The sequence below is a fragment of the Thermosynechococcus sp. TG215 genome, from assembly GCF_031583455.1.
In the GTDB taxonomy this organism is placed as follows: domain Bacteria; phylum Cyanobacteriota; class Cyanobacteriia; order Thermosynechococcales; family Thermosynechococcaceae; genus Thermosynechococcus.
On the sequence record NZ_CP134178.1, the window covers coordinates 2,342,047 to 2,368,027 of the forward strand.

Annotated in this window: 25 protein-coding genes; 17 read left to right on the plus strand and 8 right to left on the minus strand. The window is 53.1% G+C overall.

The window, feature by feature from the left end; genetic code table 11:
• Positions 1-143 precede the first annotated feature (143 nt).
• Positions 144-1,166, plus strand: a complete 1,023-nt coding sequence (gene rfaE1, locus RHJ02_RS11470) for a D-glycero-beta-D-manno-heptose-7-phosphate kinase (RefSeq protein ID WP_302677510.1) — start codon at positions 144-146, stop codon at positions 1,164-1,166.
• Here the strand turns inward: rfaE1 and RHJ02_RS11475 are convergent.
• A complete protein-coding gene (locus tag RHJ02_RS11475; RefSeq protein ID WP_206200270.1) occupies positions 1,163-2,848 on the minus strand; it encodes an N-acetylmuramoyl-L-alanine amidase in 1,686 nt (561 codons plus the stop codon). The two genes, rfaE1 and RHJ02_RS11475, sit on opposite strands and share 4 nt — an antisense overlap.
• Before the next feature lie 553 nt (positions 2,849-3,401).
• On the opposite strand from RHJ02_RS11475, the gene RHJ02_RS11480 reads away from it, so the two are divergent.
• Together RHJ02_RS11480 and RHJ02_RS11485 are read left to right on the plus strand one after the other, a co-directional pair.
• A complete protein-coding gene (locus RHJ02_RS11480; protein ID WP_149819579.1) occupies positions 3,402-3,626 on the plus strand; it encodes a replication restart DNA helicase PriA in 225 nt (74 codons plus the stop codon).
• Positions 3,627-3,694: 68 nt separating this feature from the next.
• The gene (locus tag RHJ02_RS11485) at positions 3,695-3,973 is read left to right on the plus strand and encodes a hypothetical protein (protein WP_310800242.1); all 279 of its coding nucleotides are present in this window, start codon (positions 3,695-3,697) and stop codon (positions 3,971-3,973) included.
• On the opposite strand, the gene RHJ02_RS11490 is transcribed toward RHJ02_RS11485, so the two are convergent.
• Both RHJ02_RS11490 and RHJ02_RS11495 read right to left on the minus strand, forming a co-directional pair.
• Complete coding sequence (locus RHJ02_RS11490; protein WP_206200272.1) at positions 3,970-5,172, minus strand: anion transporter; 1,203 nt, start codon at positions 5,170-5,172, stop codon at positions 3,970-3,972. The genes RHJ02_RS11485 and RHJ02_RS11490 overlap by 4 nt on opposite strands.
• Positions 5,173-5,346, minus strand: coding sequence for a hypothetical protein (locus RHJ02_RS11495; protein ID WP_206200273.1), 174 nt, complete (start codon positions 5,344-5,346; stop codon positions 5,173-5,175).
• Between the two features lie 273 nt (positions 5,347-5,619).
• Here RHJ02_RS11495 and RHJ02_RS11500 point away from each other — a divergent pair, with 273 nt between their 5' ends.
• Positions 5,620-5,925: a DUF3155 domain-containing protein gene (locus RHJ02_RS11500; protein ID WP_149819587.1), complete on the plus strand. Its 306-nt coding sequence runs from the start codon at positions 5,620-5,622 to the stop codon at positions 5,923-5,925.
• 245 nt (positions 5,926-6,170) lie between these two features.
• Complete coding sequence (locus RHJ02_RS11505) at positions 6,171-7,016, plus strand: transglutaminase family protein (protein WP_206200274.1); 846 nt, start codon at positions 6,171-6,173, stop codon at positions 7,014-7,016.
• Here RHJ02_RS11505 and cax read toward each other — a convergent pair.
• Complete coding sequence (gene cax / locus RHJ02_RS11510; protein ID WP_206200275.1) at positions 7,013-8,080, minus strand: calcium/proton exchanger; 1,068 nt, start codon at positions 8,078-8,080, stop codon at positions 7,013-7,015. The two genes, RHJ02_RS11505 and cax, sit on opposite strands and share 4 nt — an antisense overlap.
• Positions 8,081-8,177: 97 nt before the next feature.
• On the minus strand, positions 8,178-9,617 hold the full coding sequence (locus tag RHJ02_RS11515) for a DUF3084 domain-containing protein (RefSeq protein ID WP_310744577.1): 1,440 nt from the start codon (positions 9,615-9,617) through the stop codon (positions 8,178-8,180).
• 102 nt (positions 9,618-9,719) lie between these two features.
• On the opposite strand from RHJ02_RS11515, the gene xth reads away from it, so the two are divergent.
• Positions 9,720-10,505, plus strand: coding sequence for an exodeoxyribonuclease III (gene xth / locus RHJ02_RS11520; protein ID WP_206200277.1), 786 nt, complete (start codon positions 9,720-9,722; stop codon positions 10,503-10,505).
• On the opposite strand, the gene surE is transcribed toward xth, so the two are convergent.
• Complete coding sequence (gene surE, locus RHJ02_RS11525) at positions 10,491-11,294, minus strand: 5'/3'-nucleotidase SurE (RefSeq protein WP_206200278.1); 804 nt, start codon at positions 11,292-11,294, stop codon at positions 10,491-10,493. The two genes, xth and surE, sit on opposite strands and share 15 nt — an antisense overlap.
• 173 nt (positions 11,295-11,467) lie before the next feature.
• Here surE and RHJ02_RS11530 point away from each other — a divergent pair, with 173 nt between their 5' ends.
• The 11 genes from RHJ02_RS11530 to RHJ02_RS11580 all read left to right on the plus strand — a co-directional run bounded on the left by RHJ02_RS11530 (position 11,468) and on the right by RHJ02_RS11580 (position 23,927).
• Entirely contained in the window at positions 11,468-11,704 is a 237-nt protein-coding gene (locus RHJ02_RS11530) for a hypothetical protein (protein WP_225901576.1), read from the plus strand.
• A gap of 182 nt (positions 11,705-11,886) precedes the next feature.
• Positions 11,887-12,468, plus strand: coding sequence for a thioredoxin family protein (locus RHJ02_RS11535; RefSeq protein WP_206200279.1), 582 nt, complete (start codon positions 11,887-11,889; stop codon positions 12,466-12,468).
• A gap of 117 nt (positions 12,469-12,585) precedes the next feature.
• A complete protein-coding gene (locus tag RHJ02_RS11540) occupies positions 12,586-14,619 on the plus strand; it encodes a BamA/TamA family outer membrane protein (RefSeq protein ID WP_310744578.1) in 2,034 nt (677 codons plus the stop codon).
• An 11-nt stretch (positions 14,620-14,630) separates the two neighbouring features.
• Positions 14,631-15,488 carry a UDP-3-O-acyl-N-acetylglucosamine deacetylase gene (gene lpxC / locus RHJ02_RS11545; RefSeq protein ID WP_206200281.1) on the plus strand — a complete coding sequence of 286 codons (858 nt, stop codon included), beginning with the start codon at positions 14,631-14,633 and terminating at the stop codon, positions 15,486-15,488.
• Positions 15,489-15,550: 62 nt separating this feature from the next.
• Positions 15,551-16,012: a 3-hydroxyacyl-ACP dehydratase FabZ gene (gene fabZ / locus RHJ02_RS11550; RefSeq protein WP_206200282.1), complete on the plus strand. Its 462-nt coding sequence runs from the start codon at positions 15,551-15,553 to the stop codon at positions 16,010-16,012.
• A 12-nt stretch (positions 16,013-16,024) separates the two neighbouring features.
• Positions 16,025-16,831 carry an acyl-ACP--UDP-N-acetylglucosamine O-acyltransferase gene (gene lpxA / locus RHJ02_RS11555; protein WP_315862932.1) on the plus strand — a complete coding sequence of 269 codons (807 nt, stop codon included), beginning with the start codon at positions 16,025-16,027 and terminating at the stop codon, positions 16,829-16,831.
• Between the two features lie 27 nt (positions 16,832-16,858).
• Positions 16,859-17,320, plus strand: coding sequence for a tRNA (cytidine(34)-2'-O)-methyltransferase (locus tag RHJ02_RS11560; RefSeq protein WP_149819613.1), 462 nt, complete (start codon positions 16,859-16,861; stop codon positions 17,318-17,320).
• Positions 17,320-17,820, plus strand: a complete 501-nt coding sequence (locus RHJ02_RS11565) for a gamma-glutamylcyclotransferase family protein (RefSeq protein WP_206200283.1) — start codon at positions 17,320-17,322, stop codon at positions 17,818-17,820. The genes RHJ02_RS11560 and RHJ02_RS11565 overlap by 1 nt, the downstream gene beginning before the upstream one ends.
• Entirely contained in the window at positions 17,817-19,070 is a 1,254-nt protein-coding gene (locus RHJ02_RS11570; RefSeq protein WP_310800243.1) for an HlyD family efflux transporter periplasmic adaptor subunit, read from the plus strand. Before RHJ02_RS11565 ends, RHJ02_RS11570 begins: the two co-directional genes overlap by 4 nt.
• A 3-nt stretch (positions 19,071-19,073) precedes the next feature.
• Entirely contained in the window at positions 19,074-21,281 is a 2,208-nt protein-coding gene (locus RHJ02_RS11575) for a glycosyltransferase (protein WP_310800244.1), read from the plus strand.
• Positions 21,282-21,683: 402 nt separating this feature from the next.
• The gene (locus RHJ02_RS11580; protein WP_310744580.1) at positions 21,684-23,927 is read left to right on the plus strand and encodes a glycosyltransferase family 2 protein; all 2,244 of its coding nucleotides are present in this window, start codon (positions 21,684-21,686) and stop codon (positions 23,925-23,927) included.
• Here the strand turns inward: RHJ02_RS11580 and RHJ02_RS11585 are convergent.
• Both RHJ02_RS11585 and rdgB read right to left on the minus strand, forming a co-directional pair.
• Complete coding sequence (locus RHJ02_RS11585; RefSeq protein WP_206200287.1) at positions 23,924-25,177, minus strand: hypothetical protein; 1,254 nt, start codon at positions 25,175-25,177, stop codon at positions 23,924-23,926. The genes RHJ02_RS11580 and RHJ02_RS11585 overlap by 4 nt on opposite strands.
• Positions 25,178-25,395: 218 nt before the next feature.
• Positions 25,396-25,980 carry an RdgB/HAM1 family non-canonical purine NTP pyrophosphatase gene (gene rdgB, locus RHJ02_RS11590; protein ID WP_206200288.1) on the minus strand — a complete coding sequence of 195 codons (585 nt, stop codon included), beginning with the start codon at positions 25,978-25,980 and terminating at the stop codon, positions 25,396-25,398.
• Position 25,981: the final 1 nt, after the last annotated feature.

The following is a 25,981-nucleotide window of genomic DNA, read 5'->3' on the forward strand; positions in this document are numbered from 1 at the left end:
GTCGATCCCCTTGGCTATGCAGGAGACGATTCTTAACATTTATTTACCCTTTTTGGACTATATCATCTCTGTGAACCTTGCCCTGCGCATGGGTGTCCCCCCACAGGAGTATTCTGGATCAGCGGGAATTGAGGCAAAGCCAAATGTTACCACCCGACCTGCGCCAGCAATTGCAATCGTCCCAAGGGCGACTCCTACACCTTTTGGAGTCCTTTTCCTCAGCACGGGTACTGGTGGTGGGGGATCTCACCCTCGATGAATTTCTCACGGGTCAGGTGGAGCGTCTCTCGCGGGAAGCCCCCGTTCTGATTTTGCGCCATGAGTTTACCCGCCAAGTGCCCGGCGGCGGTGCCAATGCCATCTACAATTTGGCCAAGTTGGGTGCTCAGGTGCAGGCGGTTGGTCTGGTGGGTGTAGATCCGCAGGGGGAGGCGCTTTGTAGCATTTTTCAAGGGGCAGGGATTGATACGCGGGGCATCTTTAAGGATGGCGATCGCCCCACCGTGACGAAAACCCGTATTTCTGGCCATGCTCGCCAGTCGGTGACGCAGCAAATTGTGCGCGTGGATCGCAAGTCCGATGATCTGCCTGCCCCAGCCCTTCAGGAGGCGCTAGCGGCCTTTATTCGTCAGCAGGTGGGGACTGCCGATGCCGTGGTTTGCTCCGACTATGGCGATGGTGTCTTTACACCCCCTGTGATTGCGGCTGCCCTAGAGCATGAGCGCACGATTGTTGATACCCAACGGGATTTAGCTCGCTATCGCGGTGCTTTCCTATTTACGCCAAACCTGCCAGAAGCAGAGGCAGCGGTGGGCTACCCAATTCGCACAGAGGCCGAGGTACTGCGAGCTGGGGAAGACCTGCTGGAGTTGACGGCGGCTAAATATATGCTGATTACGCGGGGGGATGCTGGTATGAGTCTCTTTAGTCGCGAGGCGGCGCCCTACCATTTACCCGCCTTTAACCGTACGGATGTCTTTGATGTCACTGGCGCAGGCGATACCGTTGTTGCTGCTTTAACCCTTGCCCTTGTGGCGGGTGCCAGTCTTTGGGAGGCGGCAGTTTTAGGCAATTTGGCCGCCAGTATTGTCGTACGTCAGTTTGGCACAGCCACCACATCCACTGCCGAGATGGCGGCAGCCCTTCACCATTTGCTGGAAGATTAATCCCGCGTCGCCTGCTGTAACCACTCCAGAATGCCTTGGGCAAGGGTGCGGGCAAGCTCAGCTTGGGCTTGGGGGTTAACAATCCACTCAAACTCCTCTGGGTGAATCATAAAGCCCAGTTCCAGCAGCACCGCAGGGGCAATTGTCGGACGAGTCAGGGCAAGGTTATTCCAAAACACACCGTACTGCTGCCGCCGCAGTCGCTGACTGAGATACCCCTCTAGGAAAACGGCAAGGTCATGGCTTTGGGGATGATACCAAAAGGCGCCAATCCCTTGGGTATTACGGGCATCGCCAGCATCGGGGAGAGCATTGTAGTGCAAGCTGAGGGCAAGGGTGGGTTGGGCTGATTCAATGGCGAGAAGGCGATCGGGCAAGTCCAGATCAATATCCTCTGTGCGCGTCAAAATGACTGTTGCCCCAAGGCGTTCTAGCTCGGGTGCCAGTTTTTGGGCCAGTGCCAATGTGACGACCTTCTCTGGCGTACCATCTGGGCCGCGTGCTCCCAAGTCCTCAGGCCCGCCATGGCCGGGATCAAGGAGAATTTTAATCCCCCGCAGGGGTTGTGTCCCCCGTTGGAGTTGGGGTGGATGACGCAGTTGCAGCACCAGCCGATTGCCTTCATAGGCCACACGATAGCCCCACTGTTGGCGATGATGCAGCGTCAAACGATACTCCACCCGCTCTTGATCAAGGGGGTACCAGTCAAGGCGCTGGATGACGGGATCGGCATCGAGGCGAATGATGTCGGTTTGGGGAATCGTGTTGTGGAGCGTTAGGGTGAACTGGCGATCGCCCTGCTGAATCGAAATCGGTACGGGCACATCCAAAGGAAAGCTGATTTCTGTCCAACCCGCAAGCTGACGGCTGGTTATACTGCGGATAGTGGCGGTGGTCGGCAGAGCACTGGAGAGGAACCGCACTTCATTGGCGCGGATCCAACCCCCATAGTCCAAATGCAGCCAATCCCCCGTTTGTCCGCGTACCCGTGCGCGTGTTCCCACTGGCAAGGGCGTCAGCCGGGAATAGTCAGTGCTAGGGCCAGTGCGGGCTACCCCCCCAAGGGAACGGGTGACTTCCACAACTGGTAATTGCGTTGGCTCAGCCACACGAATGCGGGCACCGGGTTGGCGCTGGCCTGCAAATTGCCATTGAATCGGGCCATAGTCGCCCACTTCGGTGAGCTGGAGGCAATTGCGATAGAGAGAAGGGCGAGCAGTGACCACCTCCGCTTGATGAATCAGCGCAGCCAGATTAGAGGGCAGTTGCACTTGGGGCGGTAGGGGTTCTAGGGGCAGAATGCGCTGACCCACTTGGACTTGCACGGCGCGATCGCTGGGGGCAGCAGCGGTAAAGCAAACAATTTCATTGGCTAGGCGCACTAAATCGGCTGTTGGCTCTAGGGGTTGTAGGGTGGTCGGTACTTGGGGCACCGTGCGAGTGATGGCAAAGTCAAGGCGTTGATCCCCTGCTTGCAGGGTGATGTGATTCAATCCGGGTTGCAGGGGAAGACTGGGGGCAAAGTGTCCCGCTGGCGAGCGATCGCCAACGACCTGCCCATTGAGGGTAACGACAACTTGCGGCGGTGCTGTACCAATAAAGAAAATCCGGGGTGCGCTTGTAGTGTGCTCTCGCGGCGGATAAACCACCTGCAGAGAACCCTGTGCTACTGCTGAGGTCATTGAGCCAACGAAACATCCACTTAATAGACCAAGGCTGAACCACTTCACTGGCTACCCCTATGCACTCAACTTCTTAATATTTTCTTCAGATTATTACTATTGAGTTGTCAATGATCAGAGTTACAAACCATTACATTAAGTAAACATCGCTGAATAGAAATGCAAGTAAGGTAGATGCCTTTCTTTTCCAAAGCAGGGAGGACGTAAAGAGAATGTAATACTTTTCGAGGGCAGTTTTGCCTAGCTTGATCTTCTTCAATCTTTGTGAAAAGGGCTGTAATAAAGGTCAATCACCTCTCAGAAAAGCGAAGCAAGTTTCTCTAAGGCCATTTGTAGAATTCCTTGATCCCCGTCGAATTAGCATATTTTTTAACATTGGGATCATTGCCATCGCTAGAAAATCCATCCATAATAAAAAGTGTCCTCTCTCATAAACTCCCTTAATGTTGCGCAATACTATTTGTTGAGTTTTGTTGTTTTGAAACGCAGATTTGCGCAACGCCTTTTATCACAAGTTCCTACACGCCAAAAAGAATTTAAGGATTATTTAACTATGGTTACCATGCAAACGATTCACTGTCCTCACTGTGGTAAATTAGCCCTTCGCCAACGCTATGGCTCCGTGAGTCACACCCAGTGTCCCCACTGTGATTACGTCCTAACGATGTGCGATCGCACAGGACGGGTGCTAGAGGCCTACACGCCTGAAATTACCCATGTGGGTCAGTATGGCGCCAACCTCACCTGCACCATAGAGCGAACACGGGCACTGTGCTAGCAAGAATTCATTAGAAGAATCTAAAGATTGATGAGGAAAATCCTGAGAGTTGTTAAGATAGTTTACATATGGCTATCTTACTTCTACTGGTACTGGCATTGGTGCTGTGGTCGGTGCGACTCCTCCACGGTGCCTACCGCCTCCGGGATTTTTCCTTACTGCTGGCCAGTGGCCTCGTGGCCATCTCAGCGGGAGGCGTGATTTTTGTCTATAGCCTGATGAATGGCTGTGTCGGCTATCTCAGTCAAGAGCAGCCCATTCCTGAATCCGATGCGCCTGTCATTCTGTCTGATGTGGCCTACTTTGAGAGTGCCTCTGGAGCAACGACCCCAACCTTTAGCCCCTAGGTCTGACTCACGATCCAAACGTAGGCGATCGCCAGCGTCAACACTGTGAGCGGTGCACCAAAGCGCAAGTGCTGCCAAAAGGAAAACCGCTGTCCTGAGCTAGCAGCGGCCTCAACTGTAATTAAATTAGCCACAGCACCAAAAAGCGTAAGATTGCCCGCGAGGGTACTTGTGGCTGCCAGTAGGTACCAGAGTTGATCGGCACCTTTGGGGATAAACTGTGCGAGCAGCAGCACCGTGGGCACGTTAGAAATTAAATTTGACAGCAGTGCTGTAATCACCACGAGGGGCAAGGGCTGATTCACCCAAGGGCGCAAAACGGCTAATAAATCAAAGTTTTGAATACAGCGGGTAAGAATAAACAGACCCGCAAATAGAACCAATAGTGACCAATCCACCTGAGCAAGGATGCGCTCTGGCTTCACCCGACGGGTGACCAGTAAAGCTGCTGCCGCCAAAAGAGAGGATTCTGCCAAGGGAAAGCCGAGCAGAAAGGCCAAAAACATCAGCCCAGAGACAATCAGTGTCTTGTGGAGTAACCCTTTTTGCACCTGCACCGGTTGGAGCGTAGCCAATGTACAGGGTTGGCGCGATCGCACCTCCGGATAGAGCCACCCCAACCAAGCCACTTGCAGCCCTAACCCCAGCACTGCGACGGGAACCATCACTTGGGCAAACGGCAGATATCCTAACTCGGAAAACGATCCCACGAGGATATTTTGGGGATTGCCGCTGAGGGTGGCCACAGAACCGATATTGGTTGCGGCGGCGATCGCCAGCAGATAGGGCACTGGATTTAAGCCCAAGACATGGGTAATGCGCAGGGTTAAAGGCGTCGTCACAAGGGCAAGGGTGTCGTTGAGAAAGACCGCCGACAACATTCCTGTAGCTACAGTGAGAAACACCAGTAGCCCCAAGGGACTGCCACTAAAGCGCACCACCGTCACCATCGCTATTTGAAAAAAGCCGCTCAAGCCCAGATAAGCATTGACAATCATCATGCTCAACAGAAACACAATGGTCTGGGGATCAATGGCTTGCCATGCAGTGGGTAGATCAATCGCCCCTAAGGCAATCAAAAGAGCCGCACTCACAAGGGCGATCGTTGCGCGATTCATACATAGCCCCGGCACCCCCCCAAGGGCTAAGGCACTGTAGCTGAGGGCAAGGATCAGAAGTTGCAGGAGAGACCGCAGCACCTACTGTTGGGTTTGAATTTTCTTGGCCTCTAGGGCATCGAGCAATTCCCCAAGCGCTGCCATGTCATCACCGTCATATTCCCGCTTCCACAACAGTTGGGAAATTTGGTTTTCAATGGCTGAGGTTAACACTTGGGTTTCGAGCACCCGTTGCACTAAGCGTTGGCTCATCATAGGGGTTCAGCAGCTTAGACAGTCGTTCTCTAGGGTAGCCCATTGGCTGTGGGGCAAATGGAAGGAACCACTTTCTCAAGTGGCACAATTTGCTATAGTGGGGTCACTGGGATCAGCAAAGCGTTGATCCTAAGCTGGGGATCGTTGTCCCGTCAATAAATCGTGTTTCGATAAATTAAGGAAAGTTGAAATTCTAGGATACACCAGATATACTAAAGGGCGACTTTTGTAAACTCAATAACAGTTCTTTGAAGGCAAAGGAGGTAAGGCAACTTGGCCAGAAGACGGAAGCGGAAGAGCCGGCGGCGTCTCGAAGGACGCAAAATCCTTGAGTGCGTACCTCAATATAGCATCGAAAGTGGCGAAGATAAACCTGTGACAGCGGCACGAAAATTTATTCAAGCCAAGGGGATCACCCCACCCGCTTTACTTCTTGTTAAGCGGAATGAGCACACCACCGATCGCTACTTCTGGGCAGAAAAGGGCTTGTTTGGTGCGCAGTACGTTGAAGAAAACCACTTTTTATTCCCTAGCCTAAGGGAACTGGCAGAAGAGAAAATGGCAGCCACGACTCGTTAGGCTGTTTTTTTTACAAACATCTGTTTTATTGAGGAGTCAGGATCTGTTCTTGACTCTTTTTGCTTTGGTAGTGAGAGGATCTAGGGTGTGGTCTAAAGATTTGATCTTTTTACGCCATTTACTTATGGCAATTTGGAAACTGTCCCCTACAATAGAAATAGCGGAGACGCACGTTTCCGTTCACTCCTCACACCACACCCCGCCTGGACAGTTATTGGTTCGGGCGGCTTCCTTTTAGATATGAAATGGAATACCGCATTTATCATCAAACTAGCTACACCTACAGCGCCCCTGTTGCCCTTGCCCCCCATGATTTACGCTTGATCCCGCGTAGTGATGGCCACCAACGCCTGCGATCGCTCTCCCTCCAAATTTTACCAACTCCCCAAGGCCAAAGTACTGTCCTCGATGTCCATGGCAATCACATTCAACGCTACTGGTGGTCACCACAGCCCACCACCTCCCTGATGATTCAGGTCACCTCTGAAGTAGAAACCTATTGCGACAACCCCTTTAACTATCTGCTTGACTCGTGGGCAGTCACCCTCCCTTTTAACTATCCGCAGCGACTGGCAACTAGCTTGCATCCCTATCTATCACCGTCAGTGGATCCTGTTGCCTATGAATTGGCTTGGCAAATTTTAGCCAGTGGCGATGGCAGTGTCCTCACATTTCTCAGTGACCTCAATAACAAAATTTACCGTACCTGTCAGCACCAAATTCGTGAAACCGGTGCCCCTTGGCCCCCCTGTGTGACTTGGGCAAAACAAATGGGTTCCTGTCGCGATACAGCCGTCTTGTTTATCCATGCCTGTCGGGCTGTGGGCTTAGCGGCGCGGTTTGTCAGTGGCTATCAGGAAGGAGACTTGGATAATCCTGAACGGCACCTCCATGCCTGGGTAGAAGTGTATTTGCCGGGGGCAGGCTGGCGCGGCTATGATCCCACCCACGGCCTAGCGGTGAGCGATCGCCACATTGCCCTTGTGGCTGCCGCTGATCCGACGGATGCTGCCCCCATTCAAGGTACCCTGCGGGGACAAGGGGTGACCTCAACCATGACCTATCAACTACAGATTCAGCGCCTCTCCTAGGTATGGAAGAAAAAGGCGGTGCCGAGAATCCCATAGGTGGCCAACAGCAGCGCCCCCTCCAGCCAGTTGGAGCGGCCATCTAGGCTAATCACATTAGCAATCACGACCGCAATAATCACCGTCACCACTTCAAAAAGACTAAAGTTTAAATCCATCGGCTGACCAATAAACTGGCCAATCAGCACCAGCACAGGTGCCACCAAGAGCGCCACCAAGAGGGATGAACCCAAGGCGATGGACACGGACAAATCCATATTGTTTTTCAGGGCAACCCCCACCGCAGTCACATATTCCGCTGCACCGCCCACCAACGGCAAGAGGATGACCCCAGTAAATAGGGGCGTTAGACCCAAGCCCTCCGTTGCTGCTTCAACTGCGCCGACAAAAATTTCTGACTCAAAGGCTACGCCAATCGTGGCAATCATTAGAACCGTGATCCACAGGGGCAGGTTCGGCTTTTCATGGTGCCCCGCTTCGTCCCCCAGTTCCACCTGACTGACATCGTAAAGATAGCTGTGGGTTTTCAAAGAAAAGAGTAACGTTAGTCCATAGACCAGAATCAGAATGATGGCGGCCACCACTGACATTTTGGAAATTGCGGTTGGCGGCACACTGCTGGAGGTGTAAATGACCATTGCCGGTAGGAGAATCGCGGCGATCGCCACCGTCATTGAGGAAGCATTCACCCGTGCCACCACTGGGGCAAAGGATTGCTCCTTGTAGCGAATGCCCCCCAGCAGCATGGATAACCCCATCACCAGCAAAAGGTTCGCCATCAGGGTGCCCGTAATACTGGCTTTGACAATATCCACTAAGCCCGCTCGCAGCGCCACAATAGCAATAATCAGTTCCGTTGCATTGCCAAAGAGGGCATTCAAGAGGCCACCTATGGTTGGTCCTGTGGCAAGTGCCACCTCCTCTGTTGCGGTGCTCAACCAAATCGCCAAGGGCACGATCGCCAGTGCTGCCAAAATAAAGACGGTGAGGGCACCCCATGCCAGTTTTTCAGCGGCAATAGAGAGGGGAATAAACACCAAAAAACCAATCGAAACCAGTCGCTTCATGGGGGCACCCCTTACATGGTGAACGGAGAAAAATCTCCTCTATCCTAGCCTGCGGTTTGATGAATCCAGCCCAATTCGCGGGAAATGATGCTGATGCCTAACCACTGCGCAGGATCACCCGCTGATTTTGGCGGGCGACAAGGGAAAGGGTGAGAGGGCCAGCGGTATAAACAGAGGTGGGGGTAACTGCACTAATATCAATCGTCCCTTGGTGATCTTTGAGGTCGAGGACAAATTTCACCAGTTCAATTTGGCGAAAGGAGCCAACACTGCCAGTGACCGGATCGGGGAGGACACCCGAGGCGATCGCCCGCTGATTACTGACCGTAAACAACTGATCCAAGCGTTGCAAAATTTGCTCATCGGTCATCTGGCTCGGATCCAAGGAAATGGTAGCTAGATTCTCACCCTCGCGGAAAACCTCCTGATTGCGCGCCACTTGGGGCACCACAAGAATATTACTTTCCCCCTGTAGATAATTGGCCGCAGCTAAAATGCGCACCACATAGGGCTGGCCATCACTAATTTGGCTGCGCAGGCGGTTCACGTCTTCGGTGGTAATTTGAATCACCTGATCCGTCGGTTTGAGGTTCTGGGGACGATTCAGGACAATGGCATTGCGTCGCGCCTCCCGCAGGAGCTCTTCAATAACTTGGGTGGCCTGAGCCGGATCCTTGACATTTTGAATCACCGCAGAGGCCAAGACTTGCCCCGTGCGAATGGCGATCGTCCCCCGCCGTAATCCTAGCAAAAGGATGCTCACGTTTTCCTCAAGGCGTTGGCGACTGGCCTCAAGGGCAGCAATTTCCTGCTGAAGCGTGCGCTGTTGATTGCGTAACACCTGCTGCTGCTGATTGGCAACGGCCAGTTGATCCTGAATGCGATCAATCTCTGCTTGGAGACGATCCTTTTGACCTTCCACCTCGGCAAGGCGCTGTTGAGCCGTGCGAATGGCAGTTTCTAGGGCTGCTTTTTGGCTAGCCACATCCTCGAGGCGGCCTTGGATGGCTTGTCGCTCCCGTTGCAAACGCTGAATTTCTTGCCGCAGGCGTGCCCCTTGGGCTTCAAAGTTTTCGAGGTCTTTTTGGGCTTGGGTGTAGCGGTCTTGAAGTTGCTTGAGTTCTGCTTCTGTGAGGGTTTGACGATTGACGGCCTGCTCTAGGACTTGGTTGGTTTGACTAAGGCGTTGGCGAATGTTGGCCAGTTCAATTTGGGATTGTGCCAGTTCCGCCTCAATTTCATCCTTTTGGGCACGGGTTTCGGCGAGTTCTTGTTCAGCCGCCGCTTGTTGACGGCGAATCGTATCAATGCGCAGCACGCCATCGCGCAATTCACGGCTGAGGGCAAAGAGGATGGCAAGGGTGGAGGCAGAAATTAAACTGCCTGTGAGAATGGTAATCAGGACAGCCGTCTGTCGAGGCCGCAAATTAAACCAGCTCAATCGGGCTTTGCCCACTTTTGAGCCAAGGCGATCGCCCACCGTCGCGATCGCGCCCCCAAGAATAATCACGGCCAACACCAAAACATACCCAGCCATATTTCGGGTACTGCTGCCACTCCCCAACTATACTTTCTACAGTATGTGCCGATGCTGCCCCCTATAACGGTTTGGGCAAATCACTTTGACTGAAATCAACCGATGCCAAAAATTGCTACTTGGAACGTCAACTCAATTCGCACTCGCCTTGACCATGTGTGCCAATGGTTAGACACCACTGGAGTGGACTATCTCTGTCTTCAGGAGACCAAAGTCACAGATGCTGAGTTCCCGCGTCAGCCCTTTCTGGATCGTGGGTATCAAGTTTATTGTAGTGGCCAAAAGGCCTACAACGGGGTGGCCATTCTCAGTCGTCAGCCTCTTGCGGGCGTAGAAGCAGGCTTTGCCCCCCAATTACCCAGTCACAGTGAGTTGGATACGCAAAAACGACTGATTCGCGCCCAATTAGCCCCTGATGTCACCTTGGTAAATGTCTATATTCCCAACGGCGGAGAGTACGACAGTGAGAAATACCACTACAAGCTGCACTGGTTAAAAACCCTCCATGTCTATCTCGAGCAGCTCACTGCCCAAGGGGAGGTGATTCTCTGTGGTGATTTTAATATTGCCCCAGAAGATAAAGACCTTTTTGATGCTAGCGATCGCGCCACAAAAGTGGGAGCCACCGATGCCGAACGCAACCTTTTAGCGGCCATTCGCGACCTTGGCTTCCACGATGCCTTTCGCCACTTTACCGAGGAGCCTGGGCACTACTCTTGGTGGGATTATCGGGCGGGTGCCTTTCACCGCAATCATGGCTGGCGTATTGATCACCTCTACCTTACCCCCGCTGTCAAAGCCCGGGCCTGCAACTGTCACATTGATATTGCCCCGCGGCGCTTACCCAAGCCCAGTGATCATGCACCCGTGATCCTAGAGATTGAATAGAGGCTGTACAGTGGGTTGGCGCAGCCACTCGGTTAAACTCTGCACCCCTTGACCGTAGGTGAGATCAAAGGTCAACGGCGTAATACTAATCAGATTTTGGGCAATGGCTTCCACATCCGTGGGGGCTTGATTGGGGTCTTGGGGATATTCTTCAACCACTTCACCAGCGAGCCAGTAGTAGGTTTTGCCGCGAGGGTCAATGCGCTTCTGGAACAGGTCATGGTAGCGCCGAATCCCCTGTCGTGTAATGACAACGCCAGCAATTTCACTGGCAGGCAGCGCCGGTACATTCACATTGAGGAGCATCTTTGGGGGCAGGGGGGCGGTTTCCAGCGCCTTGAGGAGACGACTGGCAAAGTCAGCGGCTGGCTGAAAGTCATGAACTGTGAAACTGGTGAGGCTAATGGCAATACTGGGAATTCCCTCAATCACCCCCTCCATGGCAGCAGACACCGTGCCGGAGTAAAGAATATCCGTGCCGAGGTTGGAGCCTTGGTTAATCCCAGAAACAACAAAATCTGGGGGTTCCTCTAGGAGGGCACCAAGGGCGAGTTTGACACAGTCAGAGGGGGTACCGGAGCAGGCCCACGCCTTAATACTGGGGTGAAAGCGATCGCTAACGACTTCGGCGCGAATCGGATCAAAGACCGTGAGGCTATGCCCTGTAGCAGAGCGTTCGCGATCCGGACACACAACCACGACTTCATGGCCAGCGATCGCCAGCGTATCTGCTAACGCCCGAATACCGGGGGCAAAGACCCCATCATCATTAGCAATGAGTAACCGCATTTCCTGCCCCCTGAATCGTGAAGTATTGGCAAAACATTACAGTTGATTGCAAATCGCAACACCCTCCCTGAGAAATGTTAACCTCTAAAAGGGTTAAGTGACGCACCCCACCCTGCCGAACAGTTTGAACGCACCATTCCTGACATGACCGCTTTTGGGGATTGACAGGATCTATGGAACGCCTACTGAACTATCAGTTGAAGGAGAACACTGTGTCTGTGCATCAAAGTCATCCGCTACTCCGCGAAGACCTCAGCGAATACGTTGCCCATTTGCAACTGCACATGGCACTCCAAGCGCGCAATTTGGTGCCTGCCCTGAAACACACCAGCGACAGCCGCGAGCAACTTCTCCATCAAACCCAAGCCACCTTTGAGAAGCACGTCTCCCGTCAAAGCTATATTGGCTAAAGCAATTTTTCTCTGTGCTCAAAAATTAAAACCGATGATATCTAAGCAGGAGTGATCTTGCTGCTTTTTGCGTTCGTTGGGGGAGTTGCTCCTCTCACCACTTTGAGGAACGATCGCAACAGAGTACACTAGGGACGATATTGCTATTTGTAACACTCTTGCCAGCGTTCTCAGGAGGTTTTATGGCGCGGACAGAGTCCACGATGCTTGCCCTTGGTACTGTTGCTCCCGATTTTCAGCTGCCCGATGTGGTGAGTGGGCAAACGATTTCCCTCAGTAGCTTTGCCGATAAGAAAGCCCTACTGGTGATGTTTATTTGTCGCCACTGCCCCTACGTAAAACACGTCCAAGAGGAACTGGCGAAGCTGGGGCGCGACTACAAAGACACAGACTTAGGGATTGTTGCCATTAGTGCCAATGACGCTGCCAACTATCCCGATGATGCCCCAGAGTCCCTGAAGGCGATGGCCACTGAACTAGGGTTTACATTTCCGCTTTGCTACGACGAGAGCCAAGAAACGGCCAAGGCTTACACGGCAGCCTGTACACCGGACTTTTTCCTGTTTGATGGCGATCGCAAGCTTGTGTATCGTGGACAGCTCGATGATAGCCGCCCCCAGAATGGCTTACCGGTGACTGGGAAAGACTTGCGTGCAGCCATTGATGCCGTGTTAGCTGGTCAAACCCCCAGCGAAGATCAAAAACCGAGTCTCGGCTGTAATATCAAGTGGAAAGCGGGGAATGAGCCCGCCTATTATGGCTAAGGGTCAAGGGCAAACAGGGGGGCACTTTTGTTGCCACTTCTGAGTCATTAACCTACTGTTATAGGAATGCCAATGGGTTTGGCTGTGTTGACGCGATTTGTTTTTTAGGTGTGAGCAGTGAATAACCAACTTTTTTCGCCAGTGCGAATGCAGCCAATGGGGGCTGCCCTGAAAACGGTAGCAGTGGCAATGGCAACCGTGGCGATCGCCCTCGGTTCTTTGCATCCCAGTCGTGGCCAAGAAGCCCCGCCGCCTGAAAACCAACCTGCGGAAACTCCAGCATCCCCAACGCCACCAGCGGCAGAGCCTGTGCCTGAAAGCCCTCCCGCAGCAACCCCAGCACCGCCCACCCCGCTACCTGTGAGCCAGCCCCCCGCTGATGAACCTCAAGTTCTCATTGCCGAAGTGGTGGTTGAAGGCGCCACACCCGAACTTGAGCAATTGGTGTATCAAGTCATTCGCACTCGCCCTGGCAGTACCACCACCCGCACGCAACTACAAGAGGATACCAACGCCATCTTTGCCACGGGCTTTTTTGCTGATGTCAATGCCGTCCCCAGCGATACTCCCCTCGGTGTGCGGATTACCTTTGTCGTGCGCCCCTATCCAGTACTGCGAGCCGTTCAAGTAGCGGGCAACCAAGTGCTCACCCCAGAAAAAGTCAACGAGATTTTTGCACCGCAAATTGGTCGCACGCTCAATCTAAGAGAGCTACAGTCTGGCATTGAGCAAATCAACCGGTTCTATAGGGACAATGGCTATATCTTGGGGCAGGTGGTTGGTACACCCCAAGTCGATCCCGATGGGGTTGTGACATTGCAGGTGGCTGAGGGCGTGGTTGAACAGGTCACCTATCGCTTCCTGAATAAAGAAGGAGAGCCGACAAAACAGCGTACCCGTGACTTTGTGATCAGCCGTGAAATGGACACCCAGCCCGGCGTGGTTCTCAACCAAAATACCGTGCAAGCAGATTTGCGACGCCTCTTTGAATTGGGACTCTTTGAGGATGTGCAAGTTGCCCTTGAACCCGGTCAAGATCCCCGCAAGGTTAACTTGATTTTGAATATCAAAGAGCGCAATACGGGCAGTATTTCTGCTGGGGCGGGCTATAGTTCCGCTGCGGGGCTATTTGGCACAGTGGCATTCCAACAAAACAACCTCTTTGGTCGCAACTGGAAATTTGGTGTTGAAGCCCAAGGGGGGACGGAAGGGGAGTTTCTCTTTGACATTAACTTTACCGATCCTTGGATTAAGGGGGATCCCTATCGCACCTCCTACACCGTGAGTGCCTTTAACCGCCTGACAGTGCCCACCACCTTCACCAATGGCCCAATTGATGTTCGCTTGCCCAATGGTGACTTTCCGCGGATTAACCGCTTGGGGAGTGCCGTTTTCTTTACGCGACCCTTTACGAAGGATCGGGATCAGATACGCACCGCTTGGACCGGTTCCTTGGGGCTGCAATATCAGCGGGTTACCTCCCTAGACAGTGGTTTTAGCCGCTTTAATACGGATGCTTCAGGCAACTGCTTAACCTTTCCAGACAATGGTGTTTGCCGTGGTTTTAATGACCTGTTTACGGTGCAGGCGGCAATTCTGCGAGACCTGCGCAATGATCCGCTGCGGCCAACGAGTGGTCAGGTGATTCGCTTAGGGGTGGATCAGTCAATCCCTGTGGGGGCAGGCAACATCTTAATGAACCGGGTGCGCGGCAGTTATAGCTTTTATATCCCCGTGAAGTTTCTGCGCATTGAGGGGCCACAAACCCTTGCCTTCAATATCCAAGCGGGCAACATTTTTGGCGATTTGCCTCCCTATGAATCCTTTACAATTGGCGGCGCTAATTCGGTGCGCGGTTGGGAAGAGGGGGCAATCGGCTCCGGGCGCGCCTTTGTGCAAGGAACAATAGAGTATCGGTTCCCCATTTTTAATATTGTTGGTGGCGCCCTCTTTGTGGATGGGGCCAGTTTGCTCGGTACCCAACGCAGCGTACCCGGTCAGCCGGGGATTGTGCGCGGTAAACCCGGAGAGGGGCTAGGCTATGGCGGCGGCCTGCGGGTGAATACCCCCCTAGGCAATATCCGCATTGACTTTGGCTGGAATAATGAAGGGGGCAGTGCCTTCAGCTTTGGCATTGGCGAGCGCTTCTAGGAGAAATACCCATGGTAACGACCTCTGTACCAACGGCACCGACTGCAACTGCACAGCAAACTCTTGGAAAGGCTGCCCAATGGTCAGGGGTAGGTTTGCATTCTGGTCAATCAGTTGAAGTGACCTTGAAACCCTCACCCGCCAACACGGGGCGACAGTTTGTGCGCCTTGATCTGGAGAGACAGCCCGTGATTCCTGCTCAGATTGATGCGGTTCAATCCACTCAGTTGGCAACGGAGTTGGTCGCCAATGGCGCCAGTGTGCGCACGGTTGAACATCTCTTGGCAGCGCTGGCGATCGCTGGTATTGATAATGTCACGATTGAGATCACAGGCTCTGAGGTGCCGGTGCTCGATGGCTCGGCGCAACCTTGGTTAGAAGGCATTCAAAGGGTCGGTGTTGTCCCTCAGGAGATTCCTCGGCCAGCAGTCATCTTGAAGGAACCTGTCACCATTTACGAAGGAGCAGCCTTTGTCAGTGCCATTCCTGCTCCTGAGCTACGCCTCACCTATGGCATTGACTTCCCCTATGCGGCGATTGGTCGCCAGTGGTGTAGCTTTACCCCTTCAGAACTAGCGGTGGCCGTTGCCCCTGCCCGTACCTTTGGTTTTGCCGAACAAGTGGAGTATCTGCGCAGCCAAGGCCTGATTCAGGGGGGCAGTTTAGAGAATGCTCTGGTGTGCAGTGCCAGTGGTTGGGTCAACCCGCCGTTACGCTTTGCCGATGAACCCGTTCGCCACAAATTACTCGATCTTTGGGGAGATTTAGCCCTCCTAGGGACACCCCCCATCGCGCATTATGTCGCCTATCGGGCGAGTCATCATCTGCATACCCAATTGGCACGGGCGATCGCCCAACAGATGGTTTAGTCGGCAACCATTCTCCCCTATGATTTGTGTATATCTTTGATGTGAAGCTGACCCCTATCCCTATGCCAACGTTGACTGACTCCCCACCCACCACTGTGCTGACGGTAACGGATCTCCAGCAATTGCTTCCCCATCGCTATCCCTTTCTGCTGGTGGATCGCATCATTGACTATGTTCCAGAAAAGTATGCCGTGGGGCTGAAAAACGTCACGATCAACGAACCCTTTTTCCAAGGGCACTTTCCCGGTCGCCCAATTATGCCGGGGGTGCTCATTGTGGAAGCCCTTGCCCAAGTGGGAGGGGTTGTCCTGATGCAGATGAACTGGGCAAAGGATAAGCTCTCTGTGTTTGCGGGCATTGATAAGGTGCGCTTTCGCCGTCCCGTCCTCCCCGGCGATCAGTTAATCCTGCGGGCCGAGCTTCTTGTTGTCAAGCAGCAGCGCATCGGCAAAATGCAAGGACGGGCTGAGGTGAATGGTCAATTGGTCTGTGAGGGCGAGATGATGTTCTCGCTGGTGGACTAGTCACAATCAATGATGCAAACACTGATCCATCCTACTGCTGTCATTCATCCCAGTGCCGAGCTACATCCCACAGTTCGGGTCGGCCCCTATGCCGTGATTGGCGAACAGGTGCGCGTTGGTGCCCATACTGAAATTGGTGCCCACGTGATTATTGAAGGGCCAACGGAGGTGGGGGTAGGTAATCGTATCTTTCCGGGAGCGATCATCGGCACGGCTTCTCAGGATCAAAAATATACGGGTGCCAATAGTGCCCTACGTATTGGGGATTACAACACCATTCGCGAGTTCGTGACGATCAACCGTGCCAACGGCGAAGGGGATGCCACAATTATTGGTAACCACAATCTGTTGCTGGCCTATGTCCATGTGGCCCATGATTGTGTGATTGAGGATCAGGTGGTGATTACAAATGCGGCCTCGATCGCGGGCCATGTTTGCATTGAATCAAAGGCTCGCATTGGCGGTATGGTGGGCATTCATCAGTTTGTCCATATTGGCCGCTTGGCAATGGTGGGAGCTATGGCACGGGTAGATCGCGATGTGCCCCCCTATATGCTGGTGGAAGGTCATCCGGCGCGGGTTCGTGCCCTCAATCAAGTGGGGCTGCAAAGAGCGGGGGTGACGGAGGCAGAAATGCGCAACCTCAAGGAAGCCTTTCGGATTCTCTATCGGCGGGACTTGCCCCTTGCCCAAGCGATCGCCCAATTAGCAACCCTGCCCCCTTCTGAGTATTTAGAGCATCTACAGCGCTTTTTAACCTATGCCCGCGAAGAGGGACGGCGCGGCTTAACCCCCAGTGGCCGGGCGACAACGGATTAAGTCTCTAGTTGCCACTGACTCAACGCCATGCCTGCTGTGGTGCTTGTCCATCCCCAAATTCCCCCGAATACAGGCAATATTGCCCGCACCTGTGCTGCCACCCACACACCGCTGCATCTGATTGAACCCTTGGGCTTTGAACTCAGCGATCGCTACCTCAAGCGAGCTGGTCTTGATTACTGGCCCTATGTCACCTTGCACTGCCACCCCGACTGGCCGACGTTCCTCAAAACTACCCATAGCGGGGGTCGTCTGATTGCCTTTGAGCCTTCAGCCCAACAGATTTACTGGGACTTTAGCTTTGCTGAGAGTGATTGGCTGATCTTTGGCAGCGAACCCGATGGCATCCCCGCCGAAGTCTTAGCGACCTGTGACGCCTTTTTGAAAATTCCCATGTGGCAGCCGGCGGTGCGCAGTTTGAATCTCTCGGCTTCGGTGGCGATCGCCCTCATGGAAGTTTACCGCCAACTCTATTCCTCAACTGCTTGATGACCGAATCACTCCCCCTTGATGATTCCCATATTTTAGACAACGGCTGTATCTGGTACTTTGCCTACGGCAGCAACCTCTGTACCGCCCAAAAAAAACGTCGCATCGGTACCGTCCCCACTGCTGAAGTTGCTGAACTGCGGGGCTATCGCCTTGTGTTCAATAAACGCAGTAATGATGGCACTGGCAAAGCAAATGTTGTCCCTGATCCTCACCGTTCTGTTTGGGGTGTGATTTATCGCTGCACAGAAGCAGACATTGAACGCTTAGATTTTTACGAAGGTGTTAAGTGGGGACATTACCGCCATGAATTTGTTAGAGTCATAACGTCCACGGGTCAGGCGATAACAGCTCTGACTTATGTGGCAGGGGAGGATTTTATTGATGAAACCCTGTGGCCTTCAGCCGACTATTTAGAGACAATTCTCCAAGGGGCAAAGGAGCATGGGTTTCCTGTTGAGTATGTTGCTGAGCTGTGGCAGTGGAAAAACCGAATATGAATACCTCATCATCTTCCAGTGCAGTTGCCACCAAACCCCCACAAACTGAGAAACGGCGCCGCATTTTTCGGATAGTGCGGATTGGCTTGGGGGTGACGCTCATTGGCTTAGCGGTCTATCTCCTCTGGTGGCGACAGCGCAATGTGGTCAGTCGTGTCGGCTACCTCAATGGCACAGTGATTACCCTCTATGCCACGATCCCCGGCACCCTAACCCTAAAAGACTTGCGCCCTGGCGAACGCCTGAATGCCGGTACGGAAATTGGTACCATCCGCAACGATCGCAATCCCCAACTGGAAACCGATCGCCAGAACCTTGAAACTCGACTCAATGTCGCCCTTTCCCAGCAGCAGGGACTGCAACAGAAACGCAACAGCCGTATGGCTCTGATTTCTCAACTCGATCGCTACCAGCAGAGTCAGCAAACCCTTGAAGTTCGCTTTGCCCAAGAGGCAGTGCAGCGTACCCTAGGGGAACTGCGCCAAGCCCAAGAAGCTCTGGCCATTGCCCGCATTGAAGCCGATCGCTATACCAGCTTAGTGGAAACAGGGGCTGTGGCGCGCCAACTCGCCGATGAAGCCATTTCCCGTGCCAAGCAAGCAGCGAAATTTGTTGAGAGTAAACAGGCCGAACTGCGCCGCCAACAAACAGCCCTACAAGCGGCTCGCCAAGGACTGCAACTCGATGCATCACGCACCTTTAGTTTTCCCCAGATCCGTTTGATTGATTTGCAAGTTGAACTGGTCGATATTGAGGTTGAACGCTTGGCAGTGGCCACAACGATTGCCGAGCTACGCCGTGAAATTGCCAATATCAAACAGCAACTCTCCCTGCAACGCCTTGCCCCCGTGACAGTACCGACGACCGCAGTGGTTTGGTCAGTGATCCACAAAACAGGGGATTTGGGTATTCCCCTGACCGCAGGGGATCCGATCGTTAAAATTCTCGACTGTAGCGATGTTTGGGCAACGGGCTTGGTGGCGGAACGGGATAATCCTCGCCTGCGGGTGGGTCAGGAAGCAACAGTGCGCTTATTGGATGGGAGCGATCGCCGGCTAACGGGGATTGTCCGTGCCATTCGCGGCGGGCCGGGCAAAGTCGAAGTCGGGGAAAACGTGGCCGTGCCCCCCCCCGATCTAGTGCGCAATGAACTGGCGGTTGATGTTCAACTCTACAACCTACCAGAGGACTTAACCGCTGAGCGTTTCTGTGGTGTGGGCCAAAGTGTCGAAGTGGTGTTTAGAAGCTAAATCATGCGCCTCAAGTCGTTGCAAGCCGATGGCTGGCTCTTGCTCTTAGGCATTCTCGCCCTCCTAGGGGTACTGCTGTGGCAAGTGAACTGGCGAGATTTACTACCGAATCTTGTCGGTTTTTGGCAGGGCGGACAAGCCATCATGCGCCCCCAAGGAACCACACTTGAGGCTTTACTGCTGCCGGCGTTTGTCTGGTTGGCAATCACGTTTCTCCTAAAGGAACTCTCCCCTAAACCGACCTTCTGGTCACGGCTGATTGTCAGTGTGGGTCTTGCCCTATTGGGGATTCGCTATGAACTCTGGCGCCTGTTGAATAGCCTCAACTTGGATGATCCCCTCAATGGCACGATCTCCGTCGTTCTCTTTTTGGCAGAATTGCTGACAGTTCTCAATAGTGTGGCCTTTTTCTTTCACTGTATTTTCTCCATTGACCGCACACCCGCCGCCGATCGCCTGAGTCAAGCGGTGATTCGGGGGGAGTATTTGCCTTGGGTGGATGTGATCTTACCGACCTACAACGAAGGGGTGGATATTTTGCGGCGTTCAGTCATTGCCTGCCAAGCCATGGACTACCCCCACAAGCGCATCTACTTGCTGGACGATACCCGTCGCCCGGCGGTACGTGCCCTAGCTGCAGAACTGGGCTGTGAATATCGCGATCGCCCCGACAACCGCCATGCCAAAGCTGGCAACATTAACCATGCACTGCCCACACTCACGGGGGAGTTGATTGCCGTCTTTGATGCCGACTTTGTGCCGAGTCGCAACTTTCTCACCCGCACCGTGGGTTTTTTCCAGGATGCGAAAACGGCAATGGTACAGACCCCCCAACACTTTTTCAATGAGGATCCAGTGACTGTGAATCTAGGGCTAGAGGGGATTCTCAACAACGAGCAGACGCTGTTTTTCCGCTTTATTCAGCCCAGCCGCGATTACTGGGACTCTGTGGTGTGCTGTGGCACCTGTTTTGTGATTCGCCGCCGTGCCCTCGATGAAATTGGTGGCATTCCCACAGACAGTATCACCGAAGACTACATGACAACCATTAAGCTGCAAAGCCTTGGCTATCGCGTCAAATACCTCAATGAAGCCTTGGCGGCGGGGATGTCGCCGGAGACGATTAGTGCCTACATTAACCAACGCTTGCGCTGGGGGCAGGGCACACTGCAAATGCTCTTTTTGGGGGGCAACTTTTTCACTGCCCCTAATCTGCGGTTAACGCAGCGCCTCTCCCATTCCTTGAGTATCATCTACTGGTTTCTTTCCATTCCGCGGGTGATCTTTCTTTTGGCACCGTTGGCCTTTTTGCTCTTTGGTATTGCTCCCTTGCGAGCAACGGTGAACGAGATTCTTTACTTTTACTTTCCCTACTATCTGGGGAATATCATGGCGTTTTCTTGGCTGACTGAGGGTCGCCGCTCCGCTTTTTGGTCGGATGTCTATGAAACAATTATTGCCTTTCCCATGGCCATCACGGTGATTCGCACCCTCATCAATCCGCGGGGCAAAACGTTTAAGGTAACGCCCAAGGGGATTGTGGATCCCCACCGCATCAATGTTAATTGGCCACTCATTCGCCCCCTGCTGGTGATTGCCCTTTTGACGATTGGGGGCTTGATTTGGCGCAGCTCTTCCCTTCAAGAGACGAATGTCAATCCCGATAGTTTGGCGGTGAACATGGTCTGGTCAATCTATAATTTGTCACTTTTGTTGGTGTGTATGCTGGTGGCCATTGATGTACCGCAGCGCCGTTTTACCCGCTTCCTGCGGACTGAACCCTGCGAACTCATTGTTGGGGGCGATCGCTATGTCGGGCAAACTGTGGATATTTCTGAAGAGGGCGCCCGCTTACAAATCCGCCACTGTGACACTTGTCAGGAAAACCATGCTTCACCGCAGGGATTACGAACCTACAGTGCCCAATTTCGCCTCTTGCCTCCTAGCGAACTCGCAGATCTATGGCTCTCGGCAGAGCTGCGCTGGCACGATCAGGAGCGCCTGATTCAACTTCAGCAGGGGGCGAGCAGCAACCCTGTCGAAATGCGCATTCGCTTTCTGGATCTATCCTTGGCAGAGCACCGTCGTCTCATCCCCTACCTCTACTGCCAACCGGGACAATGGGATGAAATTCGTGTGCCTGAAATTAAGACCGCTTGGGCAATGATTCAAAGCGTCTTTCGCCTGCATCCCCTTGCGGAAAGTCGCTAGCCCATTGTTGAATTTTTGCTTTAATTTTTCGGTATAGGCTTAGTTTTGCTAAAGCATTGGGTACACTAGAGGTAAGTTCCCTAAATGGATTAGCACCATGGTGAAAAATTACATCTGTCCCATTCTTGCCAAGCCAAAGCGGCCATATTTTTTAGCCTACGAATTCGCTGCAATTATTCTAGGCAGTCAGAAATTTTGCTGATAATTAGTCTTGCATGTAGAAGCATTGTTATTCATCAAATCAATTAACACGACTGCTACATCCAAGATTCATTGATCAAAGCATTGAAAATAGTTGAAATCTAAAGAGTTGCTCACCCGATCGTAATTTTGAGGTCGTGGCGTTGTTCAACTCTGAGTGAGTACAGGATGTAGAGCTTCATCCCAACTGACTGTGTTCCCATGAAGCTACTTGAAACTAACAACCTATCCCCTAGGGTTTCTCAGCCATCGAGGCCGCCTACGCCACAGGCACCTGCGCGATCGCGACGTATTAGCCCTGATCTGTGGCTTTTACTGTTGGGCAGTGGCACATTTCTGGCCGTCCTGCTGAGTCAACTGGATTGGCAAAACTTTCTACCCAACTTAGTCGGTCTTTGGCACGAGGGGAAAGCGCTGCTGCGGGCTGACGGCACGACGCTTCAAGCACTCCTATTGCCCACACTAGTCTGGATTGCCATTACGTTCTTCCTGAAGGAGATTTCCCCCAAGCCCAATTTTTGGTCGCGTTTAATTGTGGGTTTGGGGCTGACCCTGTTGGCACTGCGGTATATCCTCTGGCGTTTTTTTAACAGCCTCAACCTAGATGATCCCCTCAATGGCACGATTTCGATTCTGTTATTTATCGCTGAACTACTGACCCTAACAAATACCATTTGCTTTTTTGCCCTGTGTATCTTTTCCAAAGACCGCAGCCCTGAGGCCGATCGCCTAAGCCAAGCTGTGATTCGGGGGGAGTATTTGCCTTGGGTGGATGTGATTCTGCCCACCTACAACGAAGGGGTGGACATTTTGCGGCGTTCAGTCATTGCCTGCCAAGCCATGGACTATCCCCACAAGCGCATCTACTTGCTGGACGACACCCGCCGGCCGGCGGTGCGTGCCCTAGCAGCAGAACTTGGCTGTGAATATCGCGATCGCCCCGACAACCGCCATGCCAAAGCTGGCAACATTAACCATGCACTGCCCACGCTCACGGGGGAGTTGATTGCCGTCTTTGATGCCGACTTTGTGCCGAGTCGCAACTTTCTCACCCGCACGGTGGGTTTTTTCCAAGATGCGAAAACGGCAATGGTACAGACCCCCCAACACTTTTTCAATGAGGATCCAGTGACTGTGAATCTAGGGCTAGAGGGGATTCTCAACAACGAGCAGACGCTGTTTTTCCGCTTCATTCAGCCCAGCCGCGATTTCTTTAATGCCGTTGTGTGTTGTGGCACCTGTTTTGTGATTCGCCGCCGTGCCCTCGATGAAATTGGCGGTATCCCCACCGACAGTATCACCGAAGATTACCTCACCTCGCTCTATTTGCAGGGGCGTGGTTATCAGATCAAGTATCTGAATGAAGCCCTCTCAGCAGGAATGTCACCAGAAACCATCAGCGCCTATATTAACCAGCGATTGCGGTGGGGACAAGGTACCCTGCAAATACTGTTTCTCAAGGACAACTTTTTTACCATTCCTAACCTCAACTTCCTGCAGCGTTTTTACCATAGCCTTGGCGTGCTCTATTGGCTGCTCTCGATTCCCCGCGTTATTTTTTTGCTGGCGCCCTTGGCCTTTTTACTGTTTGGGCTGGCGCCGCTGCGCGCCACAATTAACGAGGTAGTGTACTTTTACTGTCCCTACTATTTGGGCAATATCATGGCCTTTTCTTGGCTTACCGAAGGCCGCCGCTCCGCCTTTTGGTCCGATGTTTATGAAACCATCATTGCCTTTCCCATGGCTATCACAGTGATCCGCACCCTGATCAGTCCTAGGGGCAAAACCTTCAAAGTCACGCCTAAGGGGATTGTGGATCCCCATCGCATCAATGTTAATTGGCCAGTCATTCGTCCCTTGTTAATCATTGCCGCTCTGATGATGTTTGGTCTCATTTGGCGGAGTTCGCCTTTGCAAGAGACGCTGGTCAATCCCGATAGTTTGGCCATTAACATGGTCTGGTCTAGCTACAACTTTCTCTTGATTTTGGTCTGTGCTCTGGTGGCCATTGATGTGCCGCAGCGACGACATCCGCGGTTCCTGCGTTCTGAACCCTGTGAACTCATCGTTGGGAACAACTGCTATGGCGGACAAACGGTTGACCTGTCTGAGGAGGGGGCACGAATACGCCTCAATAGGTTGCCGGCGGAGTTGTTAGATGACCCCCGAGGGGAACTGCACTTTCTAGCGCCGAGCCCTTTGGTCTACTTGCGCTTACCGATCCAACTGCGGTGGTCAAGAATGGTGGCGTTAGGAAAAAACGCCACGGCTCTAGAGATTGGTGTGCAGTTTCTTCCCTTTTCTTTGCCAAAGCAACGTCGCTTTATTCGTTATCTTTACTGTCAACCCGGCCAATGGGATGAAGTTCGTGTGCCTGAGATTAAAACCGCTTGGGCAATGATTCAAAGTGTCCTTCGCCTGCATCCCCTCGCCGAGAGCCGCTAACCATTGAGAAGGGTGAGGAGATTTTGAATCGCCATACTGGTAGCGCGAATGGCTGCATGGATATTGGCGTTTTTTGGCTCCACTTGTAGCAGATAGGCCAAGCTGGATTGGAGATACGTCAGCGCCATCTGAATGTTGGGATCAATGTGCTGGTAGGTTTGGGGCGGGTAGGGCTGACCATAACTGGGATGGGCATAGCCAACGGAGTGCTCGTAGTTGGCCGCTGGATACCCTTGGGAATAGTCATAGTTGGGGTGGGGATAGCCCACAGAATGCTCGTAGTTGGCCGCTGGATACCCTTGGGAATAGTCGTAGTTGGGGTGGGGATAGCCCACGGAATGCTCGTAGTTGGCCGCTGGATACCCTTGGAAGTAGTCATAGTTGGGGTGAGAATAGCCGACGGCGTGCTCGTAGTTGGCCGCTGGATGGTCTTGGGTGGCTTCAACCGGTTGTGCAGGCTCAGAGGGGGTTGAAACTGTTGCTGCAACTGCAGGTACTGGTGGCGCTGACGGCAAAATGACAGCGTGATCTTCTTCCTTCTCCGGTTCGCCAGCAGGGGAGGCAATTGGCGTTGATGGGGTGCCACTGGCCTTGGCAGCCATAATTTCCGTAGCCTCAAGGATTTGGGTGGGGGCGCTGTCAATGTCTCCCATGCGTTCTCCCCGTTTGTAGGCACTGATCTGACTGGGACTCTCGGCGGTGTCTTTTTCCTCTTTTTTTAGCCATACCAGAAAGTCAGAGGCACTGTAGGTGGCTTCCCCGCCCAAGGTACGAATGGCAACAAAGCCATTGGCCGCATTGACGCTTTGAATGGGATACCAAGTGCCCCGATAGAGAATCATCGCATCCATCCCAAGGGAGTTACCCCCTGTCAGAGCGCCGCGTCGCTTACCCCGTGCCCAGCGGTCTTTCCACAGCACTCCCGCTTCGGTGTATTGGATCACATAGCCTTCGGGAACGGTGCGATGTTCGTAACGTAAACATCCGGGGGTTTGAGCCACGCCGACTTGGAAGATCTCATAGTCTACCATTACCTCTTGAATCAGAGGCCGATAGGGGGAGGCATCTCGTACTTCAATGGCAAGGGTGGGGGCATCTGTTTTCACCCGAGCAACAATGCCATCTTTGTAGGAAATTAACTGAACTTCATCAAAGGTGGTTTCGACGCGCAGGTGCCGATTCGAGAGCATTCGCGAATTTTTCTGAATCAAGTCTTTAATAAATTGGTCTATTAATTCGCGATCGCCCATAGTTTTTGCTTTGAATCACGGCAAGAAGACTGCCACTGGGCCTAAGGGACGTGCCCCCTTCCTTTCATTATATTCCCTATGAACTTCTTTCTATGAAGGGCATTGCTGAATGCAACTTTGCGACGCTAGACCCGTTCTTGCATAGTGGCCACAGGTTGGTTGAGGAACACTATTGGCGTCAGTGTAGGACAAAAAGCTTGCTGCCAACAACCGTGAATCTACGGATGAAAGGTTTGCAAATACTCCCGCAGCCGCTGCAATGCCTGACCCCGATGACTGACCTGTTGCTTTTCAGTGGGACTCATCTCGGCAAAGGTACGCTGCTGACTGGGCACCCAAAAGATAGGATCGTAGCCAAACCCCCCCCGACCGCGGGGCGCCGTTAAAATCTCGCCTGCACACCGTCCTTCGGTTGTAACGGCAATCGTGCCATCGGGACGCGCGAGGGCAATGACACAAATAAATTCAGCGGCGCGATCGCTGACACCGGCCATTTCCCGTAATAGACGCTCAATACGCTCAGCATCCGTCGCACCGTAGCGAGCCGAGTAGATCCCCGGTGCCCCCTCAAGGGCATGAACGGCTAGCCCCGAGTCGTCGGCGATCGCCCACGTTCCCAGCTCCTGAGCAGCAGTGGTGGCCTTCAAACAGGCGTTGCCCACAAAGGAATCCGCAGTTTCAGCAATCTCAAGCGTGGCTGGCAGGGGCAGCAACTCCCCAATCCATGGCTGTAACCAGCCTTGAAACTCTCTGACTTTACCGGCATTGTGACTGGCTAAGACCGCTTGGGCGAGAATGGGCATT

Coding starts and splice junctions, on each gene's coding strand:
- RHJ02_RS11560 (WP_149819613.1), top strand. CDS start 16,859: ATGCCTGCTGTGGTGCTTGTCCATCCCCAAATTCCCCCGAATACAGGC.
- lpxC (WP_206200281.1), top strand. CDS start 14,631: ATGGTAACGACCTCTGTACCAACGGCACCGACTGCAACTGCACAGCAA.
- RHJ02_RS11585 (WP_206200287.1), bottom strand. CDS start 25,177: ATGGGCGATCGCGAATTAATAGACCAATTTATTAAAGACTTGATTCAG.
- xth (WP_206200277.1), top strand. CDS start 9,720: ATGCCAAAAATTGCTACTTGGAACGTCAACTCAATTCGCACTCGCCTT.
- RHJ02_RS11580 (WP_310744580.1), top strand. CDS start 21,684: ATGAAGCTACTTGAAACTAACAACCTATCCCCTAGGGTTTCTCAGCCA.
- rdgB (WP_206200288.1), bottom strand. CDS start 25,980: ATGCCCATTCTCGCCCAAGCGGTCTTAGCCAGTCACAATGCCGGTAAA.
- lpxA (WP_315862932.1), top strand. CDS start 16,025: ATGCAAACACTGATCCATCCTACTGCTGTCATTCATCCCAGTGCCGAG.
- rfaE1 (WP_302677510.1), top strand. CDS start 144: ATGTTACCACCCGACCTGCGCCAGCAATTGCAATCGTCCCAAGGGCGA.
- cax (WP_206200275.1), bottom strand. CDS start 8,080: ATGAAGCGACTGGTTTCGATTGGTTTTTTGGTGTTTATTCCCCTCTCT.
- surE (WP_206200278.1), bottom strand. CDS start 11,294: ATGCGGTTACTCATTGCTAATGATGATGGGGTCTTTGCCCCCGGTATT.
- RHJ02_RS11575 (WP_310800244.1), top strand. CDS start 19,074: ATGCGCCTCAAGTCGTTGCAAGCCGATGGCTGGCTCTTGCTCTTAGGC.
- RHJ02_RS11565 (WP_206200283.1), top strand. CDS start 17,320: ATGACCGAATCACTCCCCCTTGATGATTCCCATATTTTAGACAACGGC.
- RHJ02_RS11535 (WP_206200279.1), top strand. CDS start 11,887: ATGGCGCGGACAGAGTCCACGATGCTTGCCCTTGGTACTGTTGCTCCC.
- RHJ02_RS11475 (WP_206200270.1), bottom strand. CDS start 2,848: ATGACCTCAGCAGTAGCACAGGGTTCTCTGCAGGTGGTTTATCCGCCG.
- RHJ02_RS11505 (WP_206200274.1), top strand. CDS start 6,171: ATGGAATACCGCATTTATCATCAAACTAGCTACACCTACAGCGCCCCT.
- fabZ (WP_206200282.1), top strand. CDS start 15,551: ATGCCAACGTTGACTGACTCCCCACCCACCACTGTGCTGACGGTAACG.
- RHJ02_RS11495 (WP_206200273.1), bottom strand. CDS start 5,346: ATGATGAGCCAACGCTTAGTGCAACGGGTGCTCGAAACCCAAGTGTTA.
- RHJ02_RS11570 (WP_310800243.1), top strand. CDS start 17,817: ATGAATACCTCATCATCTTCCAGTGCAGTTGCCACCAAACCCCCACAA.
- RHJ02_RS11515 (WP_310744577.1), bottom strand. CDS start 9,617: ATGGCTGGGTATGTTTTGGTGTTGGCCGTGATTATTCTTGGGGGCGCG.
- RHJ02_RS11485 (WP_310800242.1), top strand. CDS start 3,695: ATGGCTATCTTACTTCTACTGGTACTGGCATTGGTGCTGTGGTCGGTG.
- RHJ02_RS11480 (WP_149819579.1), top strand. CDS start 3,402: ATGGTTACCATGCAAACGATTCACTGTCCTCACTGTGGTAAATTAGCC.
- RHJ02_RS11530 (WP_225901576.1), top strand. CDS start 11,468: ATGGAACGCCTACTGAACTATCAGTTGAAGGAGAACACTGTGTCTGTG.